20 protein-coding genes and 1 pseudogene are annotated in these 20162 nt (G+C 70.8%); 3 read left to right on the top strand and 18 right to left on the bottom strand.

The genetic code is table 11. The features are described 5' to 3' along the window. Positions 1 to 114: 114 nt before the first annotated feature. The 6 genes from priA to hisD form a co-directional block, all read right to left on the bottom strand. Positions 115 to 855 (bottom strand): bifunctional 1-(5-phosphoribosyl)-5-((5-phosphoribosylamino)methylideneamino)imidazole-4-carboxamide isomerase/phosphoribosylanthranilate isomerase PriA, encoded by a 741-nt coding sequence (priA, locus tag TA90_RS01625; protein WP_043534273.1) that lies wholly within the window; start codon positions 853 to 855, stop codon positions 115 to 117. Positions 856 to 1083: 228 nt separating this feature from the next. Next, positions 1084 to 1722, bottom strand: coding sequence for an imidazole glycerol phosphate synthase subunit HisH (hisH, locus tag TA90_RS01620; RefSeq protein WP_043534272.1), 639 nt, complete (start codon positions 1720 to 1722; stop codon positions 1084 to 1086). Between the two features lie 2 nt (positions 1723 to 1724). Next, on the bottom strand, positions 1725 to 2393 hold the full coding sequence (locus tag TA90_RS01615; protein WP_043534271.1) for a hypothetical protein: 669 nt from the start codon (positions 2391 to 2393) through the stop codon (positions 1725 to 1727). Between the two features lie 97 nt (positions 2394 to 2490). Then, a complete protein-coding gene (gene hisB / locus TA90_RS01610; RefSeq protein WP_043534270.1) occupies positions 2491 to 3096 on the bottom strand; it encodes an imidazoleglycerol-phosphate dehydratase HisB in 606 nt (201 codons plus the stop codon). After that, positions 3093 to 4244, bottom strand: a complete 1152-nt coding sequence (locus TA90_RS01605; protein ID WP_043534269.1) for a histidinol-phosphate transaminase — start codon at positions 4242 to 4244, stop codon at positions 3093 to 3095. The genes hisB and TA90_RS01605 overlap by 4 nt, the downstream gene beginning before the upstream one ends. Further along, entirely contained in the window at positions 4241 to 5611 is a 1371-nt protein-coding gene (hisD, locus tag TA90_RS01600) for a histidinol dehydrogenase (protein ID WP_052450364.1), read from the bottom strand. The genes TA90_RS01605 and hisD overlap by 4 nt, the downstream gene beginning before the upstream one ends. A 161-nt stretch (positions 5612 to 5772) precedes the next feature. Between hisD and TA90_RS01595 the strand changes: the two genes are divergently transcribed. The 3 genes from TA90_RS01595 to TA90_RS01585 all read left to right on the top strand — a co-directional run bounded on the left by TA90_RS01595 (position 5773) and on the right by TA90_RS01585 (position 7540). After that, positions 5773 to 6660: a fructose bisphosphate aldolase gene (locus TA90_RS01595; protein ID WP_043534268.1), complete on the top strand. Its 888-nt coding sequence runs from the start codon at positions 5773 to 5775 to the stop codon at positions 6658 to 6660. Positions 6661 to 6903: 243 nt separating this feature from the next. Beyond that, entirely contained in the window at positions 6904 to 7380 is a 477-nt protein-coding gene (locus TA90_RS13000) for a VanZ family protein (protein WP_052450363.1), read from the top strand. Further along, positions 7304 to 7540: an RNA-binding S4 domain-containing protein gene (locus TA90_RS01585; protein WP_043534267.1), complete on the top strand. Its 237-nt coding sequence runs from the start codon at positions 7304 to 7306 to the stop codon at positions 7538 to 7540. Before TA90_RS13000 ends, TA90_RS01585 begins: the two co-directional genes overlap by 77 nt. A gap of 406 nt (positions 7541 to 7946) precedes the next feature. On the opposite strand, the gene TA90_RS01580 is transcribed toward TA90_RS01585, so the two are convergent. The 12 genes and pseudogenes from TA90_RS01580 to TA90_RS01525 form a co-directional block, all read right to left on the bottom strand. Beyond that, on the bottom strand, positions 7947 to 8789 hold the full coding sequence (locus TA90_RS01580; protein WP_052450366.1) for a transglutaminase family protein: 843 nt from the start codon (positions 8787 to 8789) through the stop codon (positions 7947 to 7949). Beyond that, positions 8786 to 9706: an alpha-E domain-containing protein gene (locus TA90_RS01575; RefSeq protein WP_043534266.1), complete on the bottom strand. Its 921-nt coding sequence runs from the start codon at positions 9704 to 9706 to the stop codon at positions 8786 to 8788. Before TA90_RS01575 ends, TA90_RS01580 begins: the two co-directional genes overlap by 4 nt. Next, positions 9687 to 11549, bottom strand: a complete 1863-nt coding sequence (locus tag TA90_RS01570) for a circularly permuted type 2 ATP-grasp protein (protein ID WP_222704586.1) — start codon at positions 11547 to 11549, stop codon at positions 9687 to 9689. Before TA90_RS01570 ends, TA90_RS01575 begins: the two co-directional genes overlap by 20 nt. 68 nt (positions 11550 to 11617) lie before the next feature. After that, positions 11618 to 15166, bottom strand: coding sequence for a DNA polymerase III subunit alpha (gene dnaE / locus TA90_RS01565; RefSeq protein ID WP_043534265.1), 3549 nt, complete (start codon positions 15164 to 15166; stop codon positions 11618 to 11620). Positions 15167 to 15175: 9 nt separating this feature from the next. Further along, a complete protein-coding gene (locus tag TA90_RS01560; protein ID WP_043534277.1) occupies positions 15176 to 15640 on the bottom strand; it encodes a GNAT family N-acetyltransferase in 465 nt (154 codons plus the stop codon). A gap of 56 nt (positions 15641 to 15696) precedes the next feature. Further along, positions 15697 to 16602, bottom strand: a complete 906-nt coding sequence (locus TA90_RS01555) for an RluA family pseudouridine synthase (protein ID WP_043534276.1) — start codon at positions 16600 to 16602, stop codon at positions 15697 to 15699. Between the two features lie 7 nt (positions 16603 to 16609). Further along, positions 16610 to 17326 (bottom strand): signal peptidase II, encoded by a 717-nt coding sequence (gene lspA / locus TA90_RS13585; protein ID WP_231550626.1) that lies wholly within the window; start codon positions 17324 to 17326, stop codon positions 16610 to 16612. 112 nt (positions 17327 to 17438) lie between these two features. Next, positions 17439 to 18065, bottom strand: a complete 627-nt coding sequence (locus TA90_RS01545; RefSeq protein WP_043534264.1) for a DivIVA domain-containing protein — start codon at positions 18063 to 18065, stop codon at positions 17439 to 17441. Between the two features lie 227 nt (positions 18066 to 18292). Continuing rightward, positions 18293 to 18604 (bottom strand): YggT family protein, encoded by a 312-nt coding sequence (locus tag TA90_RS01540; RefSeq protein ID WP_074015222.1) that lies wholly within the window; start codon positions 18602 to 18604, stop codon positions 18293 to 18295. A 3-nt stretch (positions 18605 to 18607) separates the two neighbouring features. Further along, on the bottom strand, positions 18608 to 19078 hold the full coding sequence (locus TA90_RS01535) for a cell division protein SepF (protein WP_043534263.1): 471 nt from the start codon (positions 19076 to 19078) through the stop codon (positions 18608 to 18610). Further along, the gene (locus tag TA90_RS01530; RefSeq protein WP_331394248.1) at positions 18964 to 19842 is read right to left on the bottom strand and encodes a laccase domain-containing protein; all 879 of its coding nucleotides are present in this window, start codon (positions 19840 to 19842) and stop codon (positions 18964 to 18966) included. Before TA90_RS01530 ends, TA90_RS01535 begins: the two co-directional genes overlap by 115 nt. Positions 19843 to 19953: 111 nt before the next feature. Then, positions 19954 to 20162: pseudogene (locus TA90_RS01525) on the bottom strand (cell division protein FtsZ); the annotation flags it as partial.

Genomic DNA, 20162 nt, shown 5'->3' with positions numbered 1-20162 from the left:
GTGCCTGCCCCACGCCGTCCCTCTCGCCGGGGTGTGCGCCGTCGTCCGGCACCTGCCCGGCGACATCCTCCTGCCCGGGCCGAGCGCCCCCGTCCGGCACCTGACGGGTCCCGCTCACGAGTCGGCTCCCCCGCGGGCGACGGCCAGTGCCTCCTCGAGGGTGAAGGCTCCTGCGTACAGCGCCTTGCCGACGATCGCACCCTCGACGCCCTCGTCCACGAGGTCACGCAGGGCGGCGATGTCGGCCAGGGAGGAGACCCCACCGGAGGCCACGACGGCGGCGTCCGTCGCGTGGCACACGCGGCTGAGCAGGTCGAGGTTGGGTCCCGAGAGCATCCCGTCACGCGCGACGTCGGTGACGACGTAGCGGCGGCACCCGGCCTCGTCGAGTCGTTCCATGACCTCCCAGAGGTTCCCCCCGTCCCGGGTCCAACCGCGGGCGGACAGCGTCTCCCCACGCACGTCCAGGCCGACGGCCACCCGGTCCCCGAACTCGGCGATCGCCTGCGCGGTCCACTCGGGGTCCTCCAGGGCGGCGGTGCCGAGGTTCACGCGTCGGGCGCCCGCCGCGAGGGCGCGACGCAGGGACTGGTCGTCGCGGATGCCACCGGAGAGTTCCACGTCGATGGGGAGTTCGTCGACGATGCCGGCGAGCAGCTCGGCATTGGAGCCGCGTCCGAACGCGGCGTCCAGGTCCACCAGGTGGAGCCACTGGGCCCCCGCGTCGACGAAGGTGCGCGCGGCCTCCAGGGGCGACCCGTAGGAGGTCTCGGTCCCCGCCTCCCCCTGTGTCAGGCGCACCGCCTTCCCGTCGACCACGTCGACGGCGGGGAGCAGGATCAGGGGGTCGGTCATGGGGTGTGTCCTTTCGATGGGGTCCGCGTCAGCTCGCCCGGGTGACGGGCGGTGCGAGGGGGAGGGCAGGTTCGGCGTGGGCGGGACGGTGGTCACGGGGGTGGTTGGCAGGCACGGGGCGGGGTGGCGGGTGCGAGGTGGGGGGAACGAGGGTTGCGGAAGGGGTGGACGAGGCATGAGGGGTGAGGGCAGTGGCAACGGTGGGGGCACACCGGGACGGGTGACCGGTCAGCCGAGGGTGCCCAACCAGTTGCGCAGCAGCTGCGACCCCGCCTCCCCGGACTTCTCGGGGTGGAACTGGGTCGCACTCAGTGGGCCGTCCTCGACGGCTGCGACGAAGCGGGATCCGTGCTCGGCCCAGGTGGTGCGCGGCGGGGCGACGGGTCCCCCACCCATCCCCTCGGCGGGGTCGGTGAGCACCCCGTAGGAGTGCACGAAGTAGAAGCGCTGGTCCTCCACGCCCCGGAACAGGTCCGACCCGGCGGGCGGGTGCACCTCCGACCAGCCCATGTGCGGCACGACCGGGGCGTCCAGGCGTTCCACGGTGCCGCGCCACTGGCCCAGGCCCTCGTGGGTCCCCTTCTCCACGGACTGCTCGAACATCACCTGCAGTCCGACGCAGATGCCGAGGACGGGTCGCCCACCGGCCAGACGCCGGTCGATGAGCCCGGGTGCACCCACGGCGCGCAGCTGGTCCATGACGGCGGCGAAGGCGCCCACACCGGGCACCACCAGACCGTCCGCAGCCAGGACCCCGTCGGGGTCGGCGGTCAGGGAGACCTCGGCCCCCGCACGCTCCAGGGCGCGGGAGGCGGAGCGGACGTTCCCGGACCCGTAGTCCAGGACGACGACGCGTGGGGCGGTCATGGTCACTTGCTCCTGAACCAACCGAAGGGGCCGGGTTTGCGCTGGACGGTGCCGTCGGGGGCCACCGAGTCGTCATAGTCGGAGGGTGTCGTCCGCCCCAGCAGCAGGTCCTCGGTGGCAGGGGGCATGGAGCCCAGCAGGACGCCGGCGGGGATGTCCTCCTCGGGTTCGCCGTGGACGTAGCGCCGCGCGGTGATCTGACCGGAGACGCCGGGTTCGACGCCCTCGCCCTCGACCAGCCAGGACATGACGGCCACCGCCCCGAACTTCGAGAGCCTGGAGACCACACGCGCCACCTTGTCCACGGGTGCTGGCATGTCACGTGCCCCGCCCAGCAGTGAGGCGAGCTCGTCCTCGGGGCTCGGGGTCGTCTCCACCCGCAGCCACACCGCGGTCCAGGGCCGCAGCCGGACGACGGCCTCCTTCAGCCCCGCGAGGGCCAGGAGGCTGTGGAGGGCACCCGGGGAGGGCAGGGGCGCGAGGACGAGCGCCACGGAGAGGTGGCCGTCCTCGAGGTGGAGGGACTCGTCGACGGGGGTGTCGAGGTCCTCCTCGGAGTCGGCGGGTGCCGGCCCGTCGTCCTGTCCCCCGGCGTGCTCGGGGGTCGAGCTCGCGAAGTGGGAGACGATGTCCTCGAACTCCGCATCGATGTCGTCGGCTTCGCCGCTCACACCTGCTCCTCCCGCGTCCTCCGCAGTGCCCCACCGTCATTCACGAGGGCGGGACCCGCGACCCACCTCGCGCGGACCAGCCGCGCGACGGTCAATGCTACAGCGCGCCCTTGGTCGAGGGGATCCCCGTCACCCGGGGGTCCGGCTCCACCGCGAAGCGCAGCGCGCGTGCCAGCGCCTTGAACTGGGCCTCCACGATGTGGTGGGGGTCGCGCCCGTGCAGGACGGTCATGTGCAGGCAGATCCCGGAGTTGAACACGAGCGACTCGAACACGTGGCGTGTCATGGACCCGGTGAAGTGCCCACCGATGAGGTGGTACTCCTGTCCGGCGGGTTCGCCCTCGTGGACGATGTAGGGCCTGCCGGCCACGTCCACCACGGCGCGGGCGAGGGCCTCGTCCAGGGGCACGGTCGCGTCGGCGAAGCGGCGGATGCCGCGCTTGTCGCCGAGCGCCTCCTTGAGTCCGAGCCCCAGGCAGATCGCGGTGTCCTCCACCGTGTGGTGGACGTCGATGTCGGTGTCCCCGCTGGCCTGGACGACCAGGTCGATGAGGGAGTGCTTGCCGAGTGCGGTGAGCATGTGGTCGTAGAAGGGGACGGTCGTCGAGATCTCGGTGCGTCCCGTCCCGTCGAGGTCCATCTCCACGTGCACGCTCGACTCCGAGGTCACCCGGTCGATCGTCGCGGTCCTGGTCCCACTCATGCCGTTACCTCCGTCAGTGCGGCCCTGAAGGCCTCGGTCTCCTCGGGTGTCCCCACCGACACGCGCAGCCAGCCCTCCGGGCCGACGACGCGGATCAGCACCCCGCGGTCCAGCAAAGCACGGAACACGGCCCCGCGGTCCGGGAAGGTCCCGAAGAGCACGAAGTTCGCGTCCGAGTCGGCCACCGTGTAGCCCTGCTCGCGCAGCCAGGCGGCCAGCGCGTCACGCTCGACGCGCAGCCCCGCGATCTGCGCCATGAGTTCCTCGCGGTGGCGCAGCGCGGCCAGTGCCGCCGCCTGGGTGACGGCGGAGAGGTGGTAGGGCAGACGCACCAGCATGACGGCGTCGATGACCTCGCGTGCCGCCGCCATGTAGCCCAGGCGCAACCCCGCCATGCCGAAGGCCTTCGACATGGTGCGCGAGACGACCAGGTGCGTGTTGTCGGCGAGCATCTCCAGGGCGGAGGGTACGCCGTCACGGCGGAACTCCCCGTAGGCCTCGTCGATGACGACGAGGGTGGCGGCGCGCCCGCCCCCGACCTCCGGCCCGGAGGCACGGGTCAGGTCGAGGACGCGTCGCGCGGAGTCGGGGTCGAGCGCGGTGCCGGTCGGGTTGTTGGGGCTGGCGAGCAGCAGCACCGAGGGGTGCTCCCGCTCCAGCACGCGCCCGACCTCGTCCAGGTCGAGGCGGAAGCCGTCCCCGCGCTCCCCCTGGACCCACCGGGTGCAGGTGTCGCGGGCGTACTCGTGGTACATGGAGTAGGTGGGTGCGAAGGACACGACGGTCCGGCCACAACCACCGAAGGCCTGGAGGATCTGCACCATGACCTCGTTGGAGCCGTTGGCGGCCCACACGAGCCCCGGGTCCACGCGCACGTGGGACTCCACCGCCAGGTAGTCGGCCAGTGCGGCGCGCAGCTCCGGGAAGTCACGGTCGGGGTAGCGGTTCAGACCTGCCGCCGCACGCCCGACGGAGGCCGCGATGTCCTCCACCACGGCGCGCGAGGGCGGGAACGGGTTCTCGTTGACGTTGAGGCGCACGGGAACGTCGAGCTGCGGCGCCCCGTAGGGTTCCAGCCCGGCGAGGTCGGTGCGCACGGGGAGCAGGGGCGCGACCCCTTCGGTGTCGCGGCGGGTGGGGAGGCTCATGGGCGCACCCCGTCCGGTGCGGGCGCGGGCGCGGTGGCTCCCGCCGCGGTGCCCATCCCCTGCCGCAGGAGCACGGAGGCCCCGTGGGCCGGCAGGTCCTCCGCACGCGCGAGGGCGTCGAGGGGGTCGGCCACGGAGGCCAGCGCGATGTCGCTGTACTCCACCACCTGTTGGGAGCGCAGGAACTGCAGCACGTTGAGACCCGAGGAGAAGCGTGCGGTGCCGCCGGTGGGGAGCACGTGGTTGGAGCCGGCCATGTAGTCGCCCAGGGGGACCGGGGTCCACGGGCCGACGAAGACCGCGCCCGCGTTGTGCACCCGCGCCGCCACGGCGGCGGCGTCGCGGGTCTGGACCTCCAGGTGCTCGGCGGCGTAGGCGTCCACCACCCGCAGCGCGTCCTCCAGGTCGTCGACGAGGACGACGCCGGACTGGGGGCCCGACAGCGCCTCGAAGATCCGCTCCGTGTGCTCGGTGGCCCGCACCTGGACGGGCAGCACCGCCTCCACGGCGTCGGCCAGCCCGACGGAGTCCGTGACCAGGACGGAGGCCGCGGCCGGGTCGTGCTCGGCCTGGCTGATGAGGTCCGCGGCGACGAGGTCGGCGTCGGCGGAGTCATCGGCGAGGACGGCGATCTCCGTGGTCCCCGCCTCCGCGTCGATGCCCACCACACCGCGCACGAGGCGCTTGGCGGCCGCCACGTAGATGTTGCCCGGTCCGGTCACGACGTCCACCGGCTCGCAGGAGCCGCCCTCGTCCCCGTCCTCGAACCCCCAGGCGAGCGCGGCGATGGCCTGCGCGCCCCCCATGGCCCAGACCTCCTCGATCCCGAGCAGTGCGCACGCGGCGAGGATCGTGGGGTGCGGCAGGCCCCCGAAGGCAGCCTGGGGCGGAGAGGCCAGCGCGATGGACTCCACGTCGGCGACCTGTGCCGGCACGACGTTCATGACGACGGAGGAGGGGTAGACCGCCAGCCCGCCGGGCACGTAGAGGCCCACGCGGCGCACCGGCACCCAGCGCTGGGAGACGGTCCCGCCGGGGACGACCTCGACGGTGGCGGGGGCGGGGACCTGTTGGAGGTGGCCCTGCCTGTTGTGGGCGATCGAGAGTTCCAGGGCGTGGCGGACCTCGGGATCGAGCTCGTCGAGGGCGCGGCCGATGGCCTCGGCGGGGACCCGCAGGGAGGTCGGGCGCACATGGTCGAAACGCTCGGCGAGGTCGTAGAGGGCGGGGGCGCCCTCGTCGCGGACCCGGTCGATGATCGGGCGGACCACCTCGGTGGCGGCGCCGGTGTCCAGTGCCGCGCGCGGGAGGACCCTGCGCAGGTCGGCGGCCGTGGGCCTGGTGCCCCTCAGGTCGATACGTCTCATGCTCCCAGCCTAGGGAGTCGGGGCCGGCCGGGGCGGACGCGGCCGAGACACGGACAGCGTGGATGTCACATTGCAGCAGATCCCGTCCGGATCGCGCGTTGTGCTCCTACACTGGATGTGACGGCGCACACAGCGTCGATGGAGCACGGAGGGAGTTCACAGTGAATGACGAACAGCTGACCCGTATGGAGACGGGTGCCGGCTTCATCGCCGCACTCGACCAGTCGGGTGGTTCCACACCGAAGGCGCTCGCCGGCTACGGCATCGCCAAGGACTCCTGGCACTCCGAGGCGGAGATGTTCGACCTCGTCCACCAGATGCGCACACGTGTCATCACGGACCCGGCCTTCACCTCGGAGCACATCCTGGCGGCCATCCTGTTCGAGATGACGATGGACCGCGACATCGAGGACGTGCCGACCGCGACCTACCTGTGGGAGCGCAAGGGCATCGTGCCCTTCCTCAAGATCGACAAGGGCCTCGCCGACGAGTCCCAGGGTGCCCGCGTCATGAAGCCGATCCCCGACCTGGACGCCCTCCTGGACAAGGGCGTGGAGAAGGGTGTCTTCGGCACGAAGGAGCGTTCGGTCGTCCTGGAGGCCCGCGCCTCGGGGGTCCGCTCCGTGGTGCGCCAGCAGTTCGACATCGCCCACCAGGTGCTGTCCCACGGCCTGGTCCCGATCATCGAGCCCGAGGTCGACATCCACACCGTCGACCGCGAGGTGGCCGAGACCCTGCTGCTGACGGAGATCAACGCCTGCCTCGACGAACTCGACGAGGGCCAGCGCGTGATGCTCAAGTTGACGATCCCGGAGAGGGACGGGTTCTACACCGACCTCATCGCCGATCCGCGCGTCATCCGCGTGGTGGCGCTGTCGGGTGGTTTCTCACGCGACGAGGCGTGCGAACGGCTGGCCCGCAACCCCGGGCTCATCGCCTCCTTCTCCCGTGCCCTGCTCGAGGGCCTCTCCGCCCAGCAGAGCGACGAGGAGTTCACGGCGACCCTGAGCCACTCCATCGAGGAGATCGCGAAGGCCTCGGCGTCCTGAGACCGGGGGCGGGCGTCCTCCGGTCCGGGTCGTGGTCTGGACGGTTCCGGTGGCGGTTCCCGGACGGGGCCCCGGAGCGGTGATCACGCGGTGGTGATCCGACGGCGGTGATCCGGCGGCGGTGATCCGGTGAGTCGATCCGGCGGCGGTGATCCAAGGGCGGTGATCCGGGCACGACTCCGGGGCGCTCGGCCGGCGAGTCGATCCCGGACGGGGCCCCTGCGCGGGTGGCACACTGTGCCCATGCGCAGGGGCCGTGTCGTCGTGTGGGTGGTGCTCCTGGCCGTGCAGTGCTGGATCCTCTACACCCCCGACGTCGGGGACGGACCGGGTTTCCTCGCGCCCCTGTGGGACGTCACCCGTCCCTGGCCCGGACCGACCGCTCCCGACGAGGTCGGGTTCGACCGCCTCGTCCACTTCTCCTCCTTCGGGCTCGTCACGGCCGTCGGATTGTGGGCCGGACTGCCCGGGTGGGTCGCAGTGGGGCTGCCGCTGGTCCACGCCCCGCTCTCCGAACTCATCCAGTGGGCGTGGATTCCGGGGCGATCCGGCGACCCGCGTGACGCGGCCGCCGACGTGGCTGGGATACTGGTCGCCTGGGCGGTCATCGTCCTGTGGCAACGGCATGCGGAGGGCGGACACGATGGACTCGACGAGGACGGTGCAGGTCCGGGGAAGCATCAGGCTGGGACAGTTCCTCAAGCTGGCGGGCCTGGCTGAGGACGGGGCCCTCGCCCGTGAGCTCGTGACCGGCGGCGACGTCAGCGTCAACGGGTCCCCGGAACTGCGGCGCGGACACCACCTGGAGGACGGTGACCTCGTGGAGGTCGAATCCCCCGTGGGACGCGACGCCGCTCGGGTCGAGGTCCTGCCCGACTGAGGCGGACAGCCTCAGGAACGACCAGACGGCAAGTTCGCACACGCTTCGTGTCAGAACTTGCCGTCTCGTCGAGCCACAGCCGGGCGCCTCACGCACCCCGCCAGCGTTTCCGCACGTCACAGGCCTGCACCTGAAACTCGGCAGACCAGGACTCTGACGAAACGGCAAGTTCGCGCACCAACCGTGTCAGAACTTGCCGTCTCGTCGAGCCGCAGTCGGGCGCCTCACGCACCCCGCCAGCGTTTCCGCACGTCACAGGCCTGCAGCTGAAACTCGGCAGACCAGGACACTGACGAAACGGCAAGTTCGCGCACCCGGACACCGACGAAACGGCAAGTTCGCACAGCAACCGTGTCAGGACCAGCCGTCCCGTCACGTCCCACCCGGACCACCCACGGACCGGGACTCAGCCCAGCAGGGTGACCTCCACCCTCACGAAGAGCTCGGACCCAGGACCGCCGCTGAAGATGCCGCGCAGCGGCGCGATGCCCGCGTAGTCGGGAGCCGACCCGACGCGCACGTGCATGTCCCCGGGTTCGACGGCGTTGGTCGGGTCGTAGCCCAACCACCTGCCGTCCCAGTACTCGACCCAGGCGTGGGACTCCCCGGCGAGGGTCTGCCCGACCTCCGCCTTGCCGTCGGGCATGATGTAGCCGGACACGTACCGGGCGGGCACGTGTGCGACCCGCAGCGCACCGATCATCAGGTGCGCGAGGTCCTGGCAGACACCCTGGCGGGTGGCCCACGCCTCGGCCGCCCTCGTGTGGACGGTGGTGGACCCGGAGACGTAACCGACCCGGTCGTGGATGAAGGCCCCCACCCGCGGGGCGAAGTCACCGGGACCCCGGGACTCCAGCAGCAACCCCGACAGCGCGTCGCGCAGCTCCGGCCCGGGGTCCACGCGCGGGGAGATGCTGAGGAACTCCGCGAAGCGGTCCTCGACCACGGGGGAGGTGATGTCCTCCCAGGTCATCCCGAGTCCCCCCAGGCCCAGGCGGGACACCTCCACGGTCGAGGAGGAGGTGACGTCCAGACGCGTGTGGGGCTGGTGGAGCTCGAACGCGACGACGCTGGTGCCCCAGTAGTCGATGTACTCCTGGGTCCAGGACTTCGGTGAGATCTCCAGACGGTGCTCCAGCAGCCGCTGGTCGGCGTCGGTGCACGGGACCATGCGGGCCTCGTTGAAGGAGGCGAGCGCCGGCTCGTCATAGGTGTAGCCCGTGTGGTGCACGATGCGGATCCTGCTCACGGCCGGTCCCCTGTCCACTGGATCGCGGAGGTCCCCTCGAAGAAGCGCTCCTGGACGCACCTGCTGACCTCCGCACAGGTGCTGCCCAGACCGGCCATGCGCATCGGCAGGTCCTCCATCGTCTCCTCCGGTGCCCGGTAGAGCAGCCGGGACCGTGTCTGTCCCACCAGGCGGGTGGCCTCGGAGACGTGCCCGCGCACGGGGTCCGACCGGTCGATGGTGTCCAGTGCCCGCGCCACCGCATCGAGGCTGAAGAGGAGGGAGCGTGGGAAGGACTCGTCGAGGAGGAGGAAGCGCGCGATGTCGAGGTCGGTGGAGGCGGCACCGCGGCTGCGGATGTAGGCGTGCTGGCCCGCACAGGCGCTCAAGGCGTCCGACCACGCCGTGGAGGAGGGACGCAGCGCGGCGAGGCGGATGACGCGCGCCGTCATGTCCACCCGCTCGAGGTTGCGTCCCATGATCAGGAACCACCACCCCTCGTCCCGCAACAGCTGGGAGTGCATCATCCCCGAGATCATGGCGCACCTGTTGGTGATGTCGGTCATGACGTCGGTGGGCCGGCCGCGCTCCAGGGAGCCGGAGCGGGTGGCCCGCCACCACCGGTTGAGGATCTCCCACTGGTCGTCGGGGAAGGTCTCCCTGGCGCGGTGGGCGGCCTCCCGGGCGGCGTCGATGGAGGAGACGATGGAGCTGGTCGATGTCGGGTCGTGGCACAGCAGGCGGAGGACGTCGGAGGTGTCCGCGTCCTCCACGGGGATCCCCATGACCGAGAGCAGGGCGGCGGAGGACTGCCCCTCGTCGGCGAGCGGGTCCTCGATGAGGAGGCGCAGGTGGACCTTGAGCATGCGTGCCGTGTCCTCGGTGCGCTCCAGGTAGCGACCGATCCAGAACAGCGATTCAGCGATGCGACTGAGCATGGCGGCCTCCTCTCCGTTCGGTCGAGGCAGGACAGGGGGACGAGGGCGACGCCGGGCGTGCGGACGAGGGCGACGCCGGGCGTGCGGACGAGGGCGACGCCGGGCGTGCGGACGAGGGCGACGCCGGGCGTGCGGAGGAGGAGTTCTCCGGGCGCACGGGGTTCTCCGCGGGCCGGACCGGGGCCGCGCACCCGGGGCTGCCGGCGAGCGGGGCCGGGTCCGCGTGCGGAGGCGTCACCACCGAGGGCCCGGCAGGTGCCTGTTGCTGCTGCTGTTGCTGCTGCTGACGGCCCTCCTCGAGGAGCGCTGGCACCTCGAGGGGCACCTCCACCTCCTCCTGGGCCCCGGCGCACTCCCGCGCGGCACCCTTGGGCGTGGCCAAGGACAGCACCGTGGAGAACTCGACGCGCGCATCGGGGTCCGCCAGGACCCAGGTGTCCTTCGATCCACCGCCCTGGGAGGAGTTGACGACCAGCTTGCCCTCCGGCAGGGCGACGCGTGTGAGCCCGCCGGCCAGGACACGGGGTTGGTTCCCGTCGTTGACGATGAAGGGGCGCAGGTCCACGTGGCGCGGCGCCATGTGGTCCCCCACCAGCGTCGGCACGGTGGACAGCTGGATGATCGGCTGGGCGATCCACCCGCGTGGCGAGGCGATGATGTGCCGGCGCAGGGCCTCCAGCTCCTCGCGGCTCGCCTGGGAACCGATGACGATCCCCTTGCCGCCCGACCCGTCGACCGGCTTGACGACCATCTCGGTGAGGCGGTCCAGGACCAGCTTCCGGCTCTCCGGCTCCTCCAACCTCCAGGTGTCCACCCCGGGGATCAGGGGCTCCTCGCCCAGGTAGTAGCGGATGAAGTCGGGGACGTAGGTGTACACGAGCTTGTCGTCGGCCACCCCGTTCCCGATCGCGTTGGCGATGGTCACGTTGCCCGCCCGCGCGGCGTTGACCAGGCCCGCGCACCCGAGCAGGGAGTCACCCCGGAAGTGGACCGGGTCGAGGAAGTCGTCGTCGACGCGTCGGTAGATGACGTGGACCGGGGCCAGACCCGTCGTGGTGTGGGTCCAGACGTGGCCGTCGCGGCACACGAGGTCGCGCCCCTCCACCAGCTCGACTCCCATGAGGCGTGCCAGGAGTGCGTGCTCGAAGTAGGCGGAGTTGTGCACGCCCGGGGTGAGGACCACGACCGTCGGGTCCGCCACCCCGTCGGGGGCACAGTGCTCGAGGGCCGAGAGCAGCATGCGCGGGTACCCGTGCACCGGGGAGATCCTGTAGCTGGCCACCGCCTCCGGCAGGGCCACCCCCATGACCGCACGGTTCGTCATCACGTAGGAGACGCCGGAGGGGATGCGGACGTTGTCCTCCAGGACACGGAAGGTGCCCTCAGCGTCGCGGACGAGGTCCGTCCCGCACACGTGGATGCGGACGCCCCCCGGTGGGCGGAAGCCGTGGACCACACGGTGGAAATGGGGGGAGGTGGTGACCACCCTGCGGGGGATGATCCCCTCGTCGAAGATCCTGCCCTGACCGTAGACGTCGTCGAGGAAGGCCTCCAGGGCGCGCACCCGCTGGACGAGTCCGGCCTCGACCCCCCTCCACCGCTCCGCCTCGATGATGCGCGGGACGATGTCGAGGGGGAAGGGACGTTCGTTCCCGCCCACGGCGAAGGTGATGCCCCTGTCGAGGTACGTCGAGGACAGGTAGTCCGCCCTCGTGCGCACCTCCTGGGTGGACAGGCCGGAGAGCGCCTCGGCGAGCTCGCGGTACGCGGGGCGCACGGCACCGCCGTCGAACATCTCGTCGTACGTCCCCGCGGGGGACTCGTACCCGTCAAAGGTTGTCACGTTCTTGACCTTACCTTTAACTGATGCCCCGCGTCTCCGTGTCCGAGGGCCGGTCGTCACCGACCGGTTCACTTCGGTGTCATCACCCCGCGCACACCGACGACGGCCTTGACCTGGCTGAAGAAGGCACTCGACTGGGACACGCGCAGCCTCGGGTCCAGCTCGACGACCGTGGTGCGCCCGGGTTGGCGCAGGTGGAGGCGGACCGGGGACTCCCCGGGGAAGGACTCCAGGACGTCGCGCAGCTCGGTGAGCAGACCCTGGGTGCACCGGGAGGCCGGCAGGATGAGGTCCAGGGGGGAACTGCCGTCGTCGCGGAGGTCGAGGATCGTCATCGACTGCCCGTACACGCTGGTCTGGTCGTCGCGGACGTTCACCTTGCCCTCCACCTGGACGATGATGTCGGGGGCCAGGAAGGACTGGATCGTCTCGTAGGACCGCGGGAAGAAGAGGACCTCCACGGACCCCGTGAGGTCCTCGACCGTCGCGATGGCCCAGGGGTTGCCCTGCTTGGTGACCTTCGTCTGCACCGCGGAGACGAGGCCGGCGATGCGCACGACCCGGTCCGCCATCGGTTCCTCGTTGCCGACGATCTGCGCGATCTCGACGTCCTGGTAGCGGGTGAGTGCGTTCTCCACACCGCGCAGGGGGTGGTCGGAGACGTAGAGGCCGAGCATCTCCCGCTCCTCCGCCAGCTTGTGCTTGCGGTCGAACTCCGGCAGCTCGGGGATCTCGATGGCGAAGCTCGCGGACCCGCCCTCGTCGCCCCCCAGGCCCCCGAAGAGGTCGAACTGGCCGATGGCCTCGTTGCGCTTGACGTCGGTGACGGCGTCGACGGCCTCGTCACTGCGTGACAGGAGCGCACGGCGGGTGCGGCCCATGGAGTCGAAGGCACCGGCCTTGATGAGGGACTGGATGGTGCGCTTGTTGCACACCACCTGGGGCACCTTGTCGAGGAACTCCTGGAAGGAGGTGGACGGGCCCTTCTCCTCGCGTGCGCGCACGATCGCGTCGACGACGTTCGCGCCGACGTTCTGGATGGCGGAGAGGCCGAAGCGGATGTCCTTCCCGTCAGGGGCGAAGGTCCCCATCGAGGAGTTGACGTCGGGGGGCAGGACGGTGATGCCCATGTGGCGGCACTCCGCGAGGTAGAGGGCACGGCGGTCCTTGTTGTCCTTGGTGGAGGTCAGCAGGGCCGCCATGTACTCAGTGGGGAAGTTCGCCTTGAGGTAGGCGGTCCAGTAGGAGACCAGGCCGTAGGCCGCGGAGTGGGCCTTGTTGAACGCGTAGTCGGAGAAGGGGACCAGGACGTCCCACAGGGTCTGGACGCACTCCTGGGAGTAGCCGTTCTTCCGCATCCCCTCGCTGAACGGCGCGAACTCCTTGTCCAGGATGTACTTCTTCTTCTTGCCCATGGCGCGACGCAGCATGTCAGCCTGACCCAGGGAGTAGCCCGCGAGCTTCTGGGCGATCTGCATGACCTGCTCCTGGTACACGATCAGGCCGTAGGTGCCCCCGAGGATCTCCTTGAGGGGCTCGGCCAGCTCGGGGTGGACCGGGGTCATCTCCTGGCGCCCGTTCTTGCGCAGGGCGTAGTTCGTGTGGGAGTTGGCGCCCATCGGGCCGGGCCGGTACAGGGCGCCGACGGCCGAGATGTCCTCGAAGTTGTCGGGGCGCATGAGCCTGAGCAGGTCGCGCATGCCGCCACCGTCCAGCTGGAACACGCCGAGCGTGTCACCCCGGGAGAGCAGCTCGTAGGTGGCCCTGTCGTCCAGCGGCAGGTGGTCGAGGTCGGGCACCTCTTTGCCGTTGAGGTGGATGTTGTCCAGCGCGTCGGAGATGACGGTGAGGTTGCGCAGCCCCAGGAAGTCCATCTTCAGCAGGCCCAGGCCCTCGCAGGTCGGGTAGTCGAACTGGGTGATGATCGCGCCGTCCTGGGGGCGCTTCATGATGGGGATGATGTCGGTGAGCGTGTGGGAGGACATGATCACCGCGCAGGCGTGGACGCCCCACTGGCGGGTCAGGCCCTCCAGGCCCCGCGCCAGGTCGACGACCTCGTGGGTGTCGGGGTTGTCCTCGTAGAGCTTGCGGAACTCCGTCGCCTCCGCCCAGCGCTTGTCCTCCTTGTCGAAGATGCCCTTGACGGAGATGTCCTTGCCCATGACCGAGGGCGGCAGCGCCTTGGTCAGCTGCTCCCCCATCTTGAAATCCTTGCCGAGGATGCGCGCGGAGTCCTTCAGTGCCTGCTTGGTCTTGATCCGCCCGAAGGTGACGACCTGGCTGATACGGTCCTCGCCGTACTTGCGCTTGACGTAGTCGATGACTTCGTCGCGCCTGCGCTCGTCGAAGTCGACGTCGAAGTCGGGCATCGAGACGCGCTCGGGGTTGAGGAAGCGCTCGAAGATCAGCCCGTGCTCCATCGGGTTGAGCTCGGTGATGCGCATCGCGTAGGCGACCATGGACCCGGCCCCGGACCCACGCCCCGGGCCGACGCGGATCCCCTGCTCCTTGGCCCAGTTGATGTAGTCCGCCACGGTGAGGAAGTAACCGGGGAAGCCCATGGAGACGATGACGTCCTCCTCGTAGGCCGCCTGCTTGCGCACCTCGTCGGGGACGCCCTCCGGGAACCGGTAGGCCAGCCCCGCCTCGACCTCCTTGATGAACCAGGAGGTCTTGTCCTCCCCCGGGGGCACGGGGAAGTCGGGCATGTAGTTGGCGCCCTCGTCGGTGGTGGTGAAGTGGACCTCGCAGCGCTCGGCGATGTCCAGGGTGGAGTCGCAGGCCTGGGGCAGCTCGGCCCAGATCTGCCGCATGTCCTCGCTGGAGCGGATGTAGTAGTCGTCACCGTCGAAGCGGAAGCGGTCCTGGTCGGCCAGTCGGGAGCCGGAGTTGATGCACAGCAGGGCGTCCTGGATGTCGCGGTCGCCCTTCTTCACGTAGTGGGCGTCATTGGTGGCCACCAGGGGGGCGTCCATGAGCTTCGCCAGGCGCAGGAGGTCCTTCTGCGTGCGCCGTTCGAAGTCGATGCCGTGGTCCATGACCTCGACGTAGAAGTTCTCCGCGCCGAAGATGTCACGCAGGTCGGAGGCCTCCTGGACGGCCTCGTCCCACTGCCCGAGCCTCATGCGCGTCTGCACCGCCCCCGAGGGGCACCCGGTGAAGACGATCAGCCCCTCGTGGTAACGCTCCAGGAGCTCCTTGTCGGCGCGCGGCCACTTCCCGAACTGGCCCTCCGTGGAGGCGTAGGAGCCCAGGCGGAAGAGGTTGAGCATCCCCTGGGTGGAATGGGCGAGCAGGGTGAGGTGGTTGTAGGAGCCGGAGGCGGAGACGTCGTCCTGCTTCTGCCAGGCCTCGCCCCACTGGACCTTCTTGCGGTCGAAACGCGAGGTGCCCGGCGTGACGTAGGCCTCCAGGCCGATGATCGGCTTGATCCCGGCCTTCTGGCAGGCGGCGTAGAACTCGTAGGCGCCGAAGAGGTAGCCGTGGTCGGTGATCCCGATGGCGGGCTGACCCAGGCGGACGGCCTCCTCCACCATGGGCGTGATCTTCGCGGCACCGTCCAGCATCGAGTACTCGGAGTGGTTGTGGAGGTGCACGAAACTGTCACGGGCGGCCATGCCCCGATCCTAGTGGCGGGCCTCCCCGTCGAGCCTTCTGGACATCGTGACATGTTCGATACCGGCGTCCAGGAAGACCCCACCCGGTCCGCGCACGTAGCCCAGGGACTCGTAGAACCCGATGGCGCGCACCTGTGCGTCGAGGACGACCACGGGCACCACGCCGGGGGGCGTCGACGTGGCCTCCACCAGCTCGTGCACGGCGCGCACCAGGACCGACCCGATGCCCCGTCCGCGTGCCCCGTGTCGCACCGCCAGACGCCCGAGGTGGTGGCGCCCTCCCCCGTCGGGGATCACCCGCACCACACCCAGCGCACCCCCGTCACGGTCGAGGGCGACCAGATGGACGACGTCCTCGCGGAAGTCGCGGGCATCGACCTCGAGGACCATCGGCACGCCCTGCTCCTGGACGAACACCTCCCAGCGGACCTGGAGTTCCCGCGCGCGCAGGCCGGACGTGACGGCCTCGACCACGCGCACCCCCTCGGGGGTGGTGGCACCCAGGTACGGTCGGCCGGGCCCCGCGCCCGTCACCGTCCTGCCGCCCGCAGCTGCTCGAGGGCGGAGGCGAGGTCCTCGGGGTACTCCGAGCGCACGGTCACGGGCATCCCGGTGCGCGGGTGGGTGAAGCCGAGTTCCACCGCGTGGAGCCACTGGCGTCCCAGGCCCAGGCGCTCGGCCTGGGTGGGGTCCGCACCGTAGAAGACGTCCCCCACGCAGGGGTGGTTGACGGCCGCCATGTGGACGCGGATCTGGTGGGTGCGCCCCGTCTCCAGGTGCACCGACAGCAGGGCGGCGCCGGGGAGGAGCTCCAGGGTGTCGTAGTGGGTGACCGCGCGCTTGCCGCCGTCGATGACCGCCATGCGCCACTCACGGGAGGGGTGGCGGCCGATGGGGGCGTCGATCGTGCCCGAGGGCGGGTCCGGGTGCCCGGCGACGACCGCGTGGTAGATCTTGCGCACCGTGCGCTCCCGGAACGCCCTCTTCATCACGGAGTAGGCCAACTCCGACTTGGCGACCATCATCGCCCCGGAGGTCCCGACGTCGAGGCGGTGGACGATGCCCTGGCGCTCGGGTGGTCCGGAGGTGGAGATCCGGTAGCCGGCCGCCTCCAGGTTGCCGAGCACCGTCGGACCGGTCCAGCCCGGCCCGGTGTGCGCGGCCACGCCCACGGGCTTGTCGACCACCACGACGTCGTCGTCGTCGTAGAGGATCCGCATGCCGGTGACGGGGGTCGGGGCGGGGCGGTCCTCGGGGATCTCGACCTCGATGAGTCCGCCCTCCGGCAGACGCGAGGACTTCGCACGCGCCTCCCCGTCGACGAGGACGAGCCCCTCCGTGGCCAGCTCCCCCGCGCGTGTCCGGGACAGGCCCAGGAGCCGGGACAGGGCGACGTCCACCCTCTCCCCGACCAGTCCGTCGGGGACGGGCAGCATGCGGGACTCAGCCACGGCCCTCCTCGTGTGTCTCGTCGGCCCGGTGCGTGTCCTCGGGCCCGTGCACGTCGGCCCGGCGCACCTCGGCGCCCTGCGTGTCCTCGGCCCGGTGCGTGTCCTCGGCCTCGTCGTCGCCCTCGTGCGTCGGCGTCGGCGTCGGCGTCGGGCGCAGGGTCCCCGACCCCGCCCGGGCGGTGTCCCCCAGTGGGTCGGAACCGGTGCCGTGCAGGCCGAAGGCGTAGATGACCGCCAACCAGACCGCGGCGCCGACGATCCAGATGTCGGCGACATTGCCCACGAAGAGGCCACCGTAGTTGATGAAGTCGACCACGTGACCCTGGCCGAACGAGGGCGGCTGGACGAGCCGGTCGATGAGGTTGCCGATGGCCCCGCCCGCGAGCAGGCACAGGGCCACGAGGGTGGGCATGTGCTCGGTGCGGGGGAGGACCCAGATGATCGCGACGACCACGCAGGTGGCGAGGACGGTGAAGACCCAGGTCGCGCCCGCGCCCAGGGAGAAGGCCGCTCCGGAGTTGTGGACGAGCTGCAGTGTCAGGACGTCCCCGATGAGGGGGCGGGCCCGGCCTGTCTCGAGGGTGGCCAGCGCCCAGGCCTTGGAGACCTGGTCGAGGGCGACGGCCGCGAGGACCACCCCGAGGGCCACGCACACCCGCAGACCCACGCTGCGGCTCCGGCGGGGGGCGGCGTCGACCACTTCACTCACTGCAACCTCCGTGCCCACGCCGCGGGGGCGCGACTCGTCATGTTCCCGACACACTCGTGGCGACGGCGCCAGGCGCCGCCGCCACGGATGGTGTGGTCGGATGGGACCGCGATCAGTTCGAGGCCCCCTGGTTGACCTCCTTGAGGAGGGTCTCCAGGTGTCCGCGGATCGAGGCCCGGTACTCGGACTCGAAGCCACGCAGCTCGTTGATCTTCGACTCGAGCAGCCCGCGCTCCTGGTCCAGCTGGGCCAGGATCGTCTCGTGCTGCTTCTGCGCGTCGGCGACGATCTCGTCGCCCTTGGCCCGCGCCTCGGCGATGATCCGCTCGGACTCCTCGCGCCCGTCACGCACGTACTCGTCGTGCACACGCTGGGCGAGGGCGAGCATCGAGGTCGCGGACTCCGGCTCCACGGGGGCAGCCGCCGCAGGTGCGGCGACGGGCTCCGGTGCGGCCTGGGGTGCGGGCTCCGGCTCGGGTTCGCGCTCAGGCGTGGGCTCCGGCTCGGGGGCCGCGGGGGCCTCCTCCTGCTGCACGGGGGCACCGGAGGAGAGTTCGGACACGCGACGCTCGGCGGCCTCGAGCTTCTCCTTGAGTTCCTGGTTCTCGACGTTGAGTGCGTAGATGGTGGCGACGACCTCGTCCAGGAATTCGTCGACCTCAACCTGGTCGTAGCCCTCACGGAACTTCACGTACTGGAACTTCTTGTTGAGGACGTCCTCGGTCGTGAGCAGCGCCATTTCCTCACCTCTTGGTATCTGGATCGTCGATCGGTGAATGGGAACGGGCCCCACCCGCCGTCACCGGACCACCGGATTCTCCGGGGGATCCGGCTACAGGCTATTGGAATGATAACTGACTCGTGTGCCACTTGGACAACAGGAGTCACACATCTCCCCCACAGCCCCGCCACAGGAGCGGTCCGACCGCCGTGCGGCATGCTCCCGCGGATCGCCTCCGGTGCCCCTCAACGCCCCACTGACATGAGGAGGATGGCCAGTCGCTGGAGCACGATGACGGCGATGAAGAGCACCATGAACCCCACGTCCAGGGCGAAACCCTGACCCAGGCGCAGGGGCGGGATGTAGCGGCGCAGGAAGCGCAGTGGTGGGTCCGTGAGTGCGTAGAACAGGTTCGCGAGGGTCAGGACCAACCCTGAGGGCCGCCACTGGGGCGAGAAGAAGCGCACCCAGTCCAGGACCATGCGCGCGAGGAGCGCCAGCATGTAGAGGCCGGCGGCGTAGTACAGGACGGTGCCGACCACCGTGAACACGACCACGGATCAGCCCTGGTTGAACAGGGCGCCGCGACGCGAGCCCGTGACGTCCCCGGTCACCTCGACGGTGCGCGGTGAGAGAAGGAACACCCTGTTCGTCACACGCTCGATGACGCCGTGGAGGCCGAAGGTCAGACCGGCGGCGAAGTCGATGACCCGCCTCGCCTCCATGTCGGACATCTCCGTGAGGTTGATGATCACGGGGATCCCCTGGCGGAAGGACTCCCCGATGGGCAGGGCGTCGTTGTAGGAACCCGGGTGCACCGTCACGATGCGCGTCAGGTCCGCCGCCTGTGCGCGGCGGGGCTCGCCCTCGCGACGCAACGGGGTGACGACAGGGGCCTCCACCGGTGCGAGGTCGGTCATCTCGGGCATGTCTTCCTCCGCCACGTCGAACCCGTCGAAATCCTGGTCGTCGTCCTCAGGGGTGTACCACCCCATGAACTTCCGTGCCCTGCTGCCGAACGATCCTGCCATCGTCCTCTCCTCACCTGTGGGTCCGCTGAGCACACGCTAGTGCAGGTCCCTGCACGCCTGCCCGAACTCCTCCGGCATGTCGTGAGGCACCCGTCCGTCCCCGTTCCGGCACCCCTCCACGGGCGCCTCCGACCCGGGCACCACGACGCCGGCCTCCCGGCCGCAGCGGGGGTCACGGCGGTACGAGTGCAGCAACCGGTCCTCGCGGGTGCACCTGCCGTCGCGGCGGACCTCGGCCAGCCCAGGCCGAGCAGTTCCTCCTCCGCCCCGGCGGGCAGGTCCAGCGCAGGTGTCCCCCAGGAGGTCGTGGACCACGACGCCGGGTGACCGGCGGACACGCGCTCACGCATCTCCGCGGGGACCTCGTAGCACCTCCCGCAGATGGAGTGCCCGATGAGGGCGTGGAGGGTGGAGGGCCCACCGACGAGCTCGGCCATCACCGACACGGCCCGCGTGAGGATGCCCCCCTCGAGCCCGGCACGTCCCGCGTGGACGGCAGCCACGACCTGCCCGGAGTCGTCCGCGAGGAGCACGGGCAGGCAATCGGCGACCATGACGGCCGCGCCCGGCGCGTCGGACCAGCCGCGCGCGTCGACCACCACACCGTCGGCCGGGACGTCCCCCTGCTCCCGCGTGGGGGTGTTCCCGTCGCGGGACCCTCCGTCGGGCCGCCGCAGCACGACGACCTCCGTGGAGTGGGTCTGCCGCATCCACACCAGGGGCCGACCGAGGTCGTGGGCGAGGGCGGCCCTGCGTGCGCGCACGAGGTCCGGGTCGTCACCGACGTGCAGGCCCAGGTTCTCCCTCAGGGGGTCCTCCCCCGGCCCGGCGCCGGTGAGCAGCACCCGGGCCCCGCCCAGACGGAGCACGTCCGCTCAGCGCAGGAAGTCGGGGATGTCCAGGTCGTCCCCGCGCTCCTCGTCCTCGTCGAAGATCCGGGGCACCTCGAGTGAGCGGTCCTCCTGGCGTCCGTTCGCGCCGCGTGCTGCCTCGTCGGCCCGCTGGTGGGCCTCGGCCAGCGGGATGGCGCCGGTGCGGGTGGGCACCTCCGGGGCGGCACGGTGGGCCGGACGCGCCACCGGGG

It is taken from the genome of Actinomyces polynesiensis (assembly GCF_000820725.1).
Lineage (GTDB): Bacteria > Actinomycetota > Actinomycetes > Actinomycetales > Actinomycetaceae > Pauljensenia > Pauljensenia polynesiensis.
The sequence above is the reverse complement of the archived record's forward strand: the minus strand, read 5'-3'. Positions and strand labels throughout refer to the sequence as shown.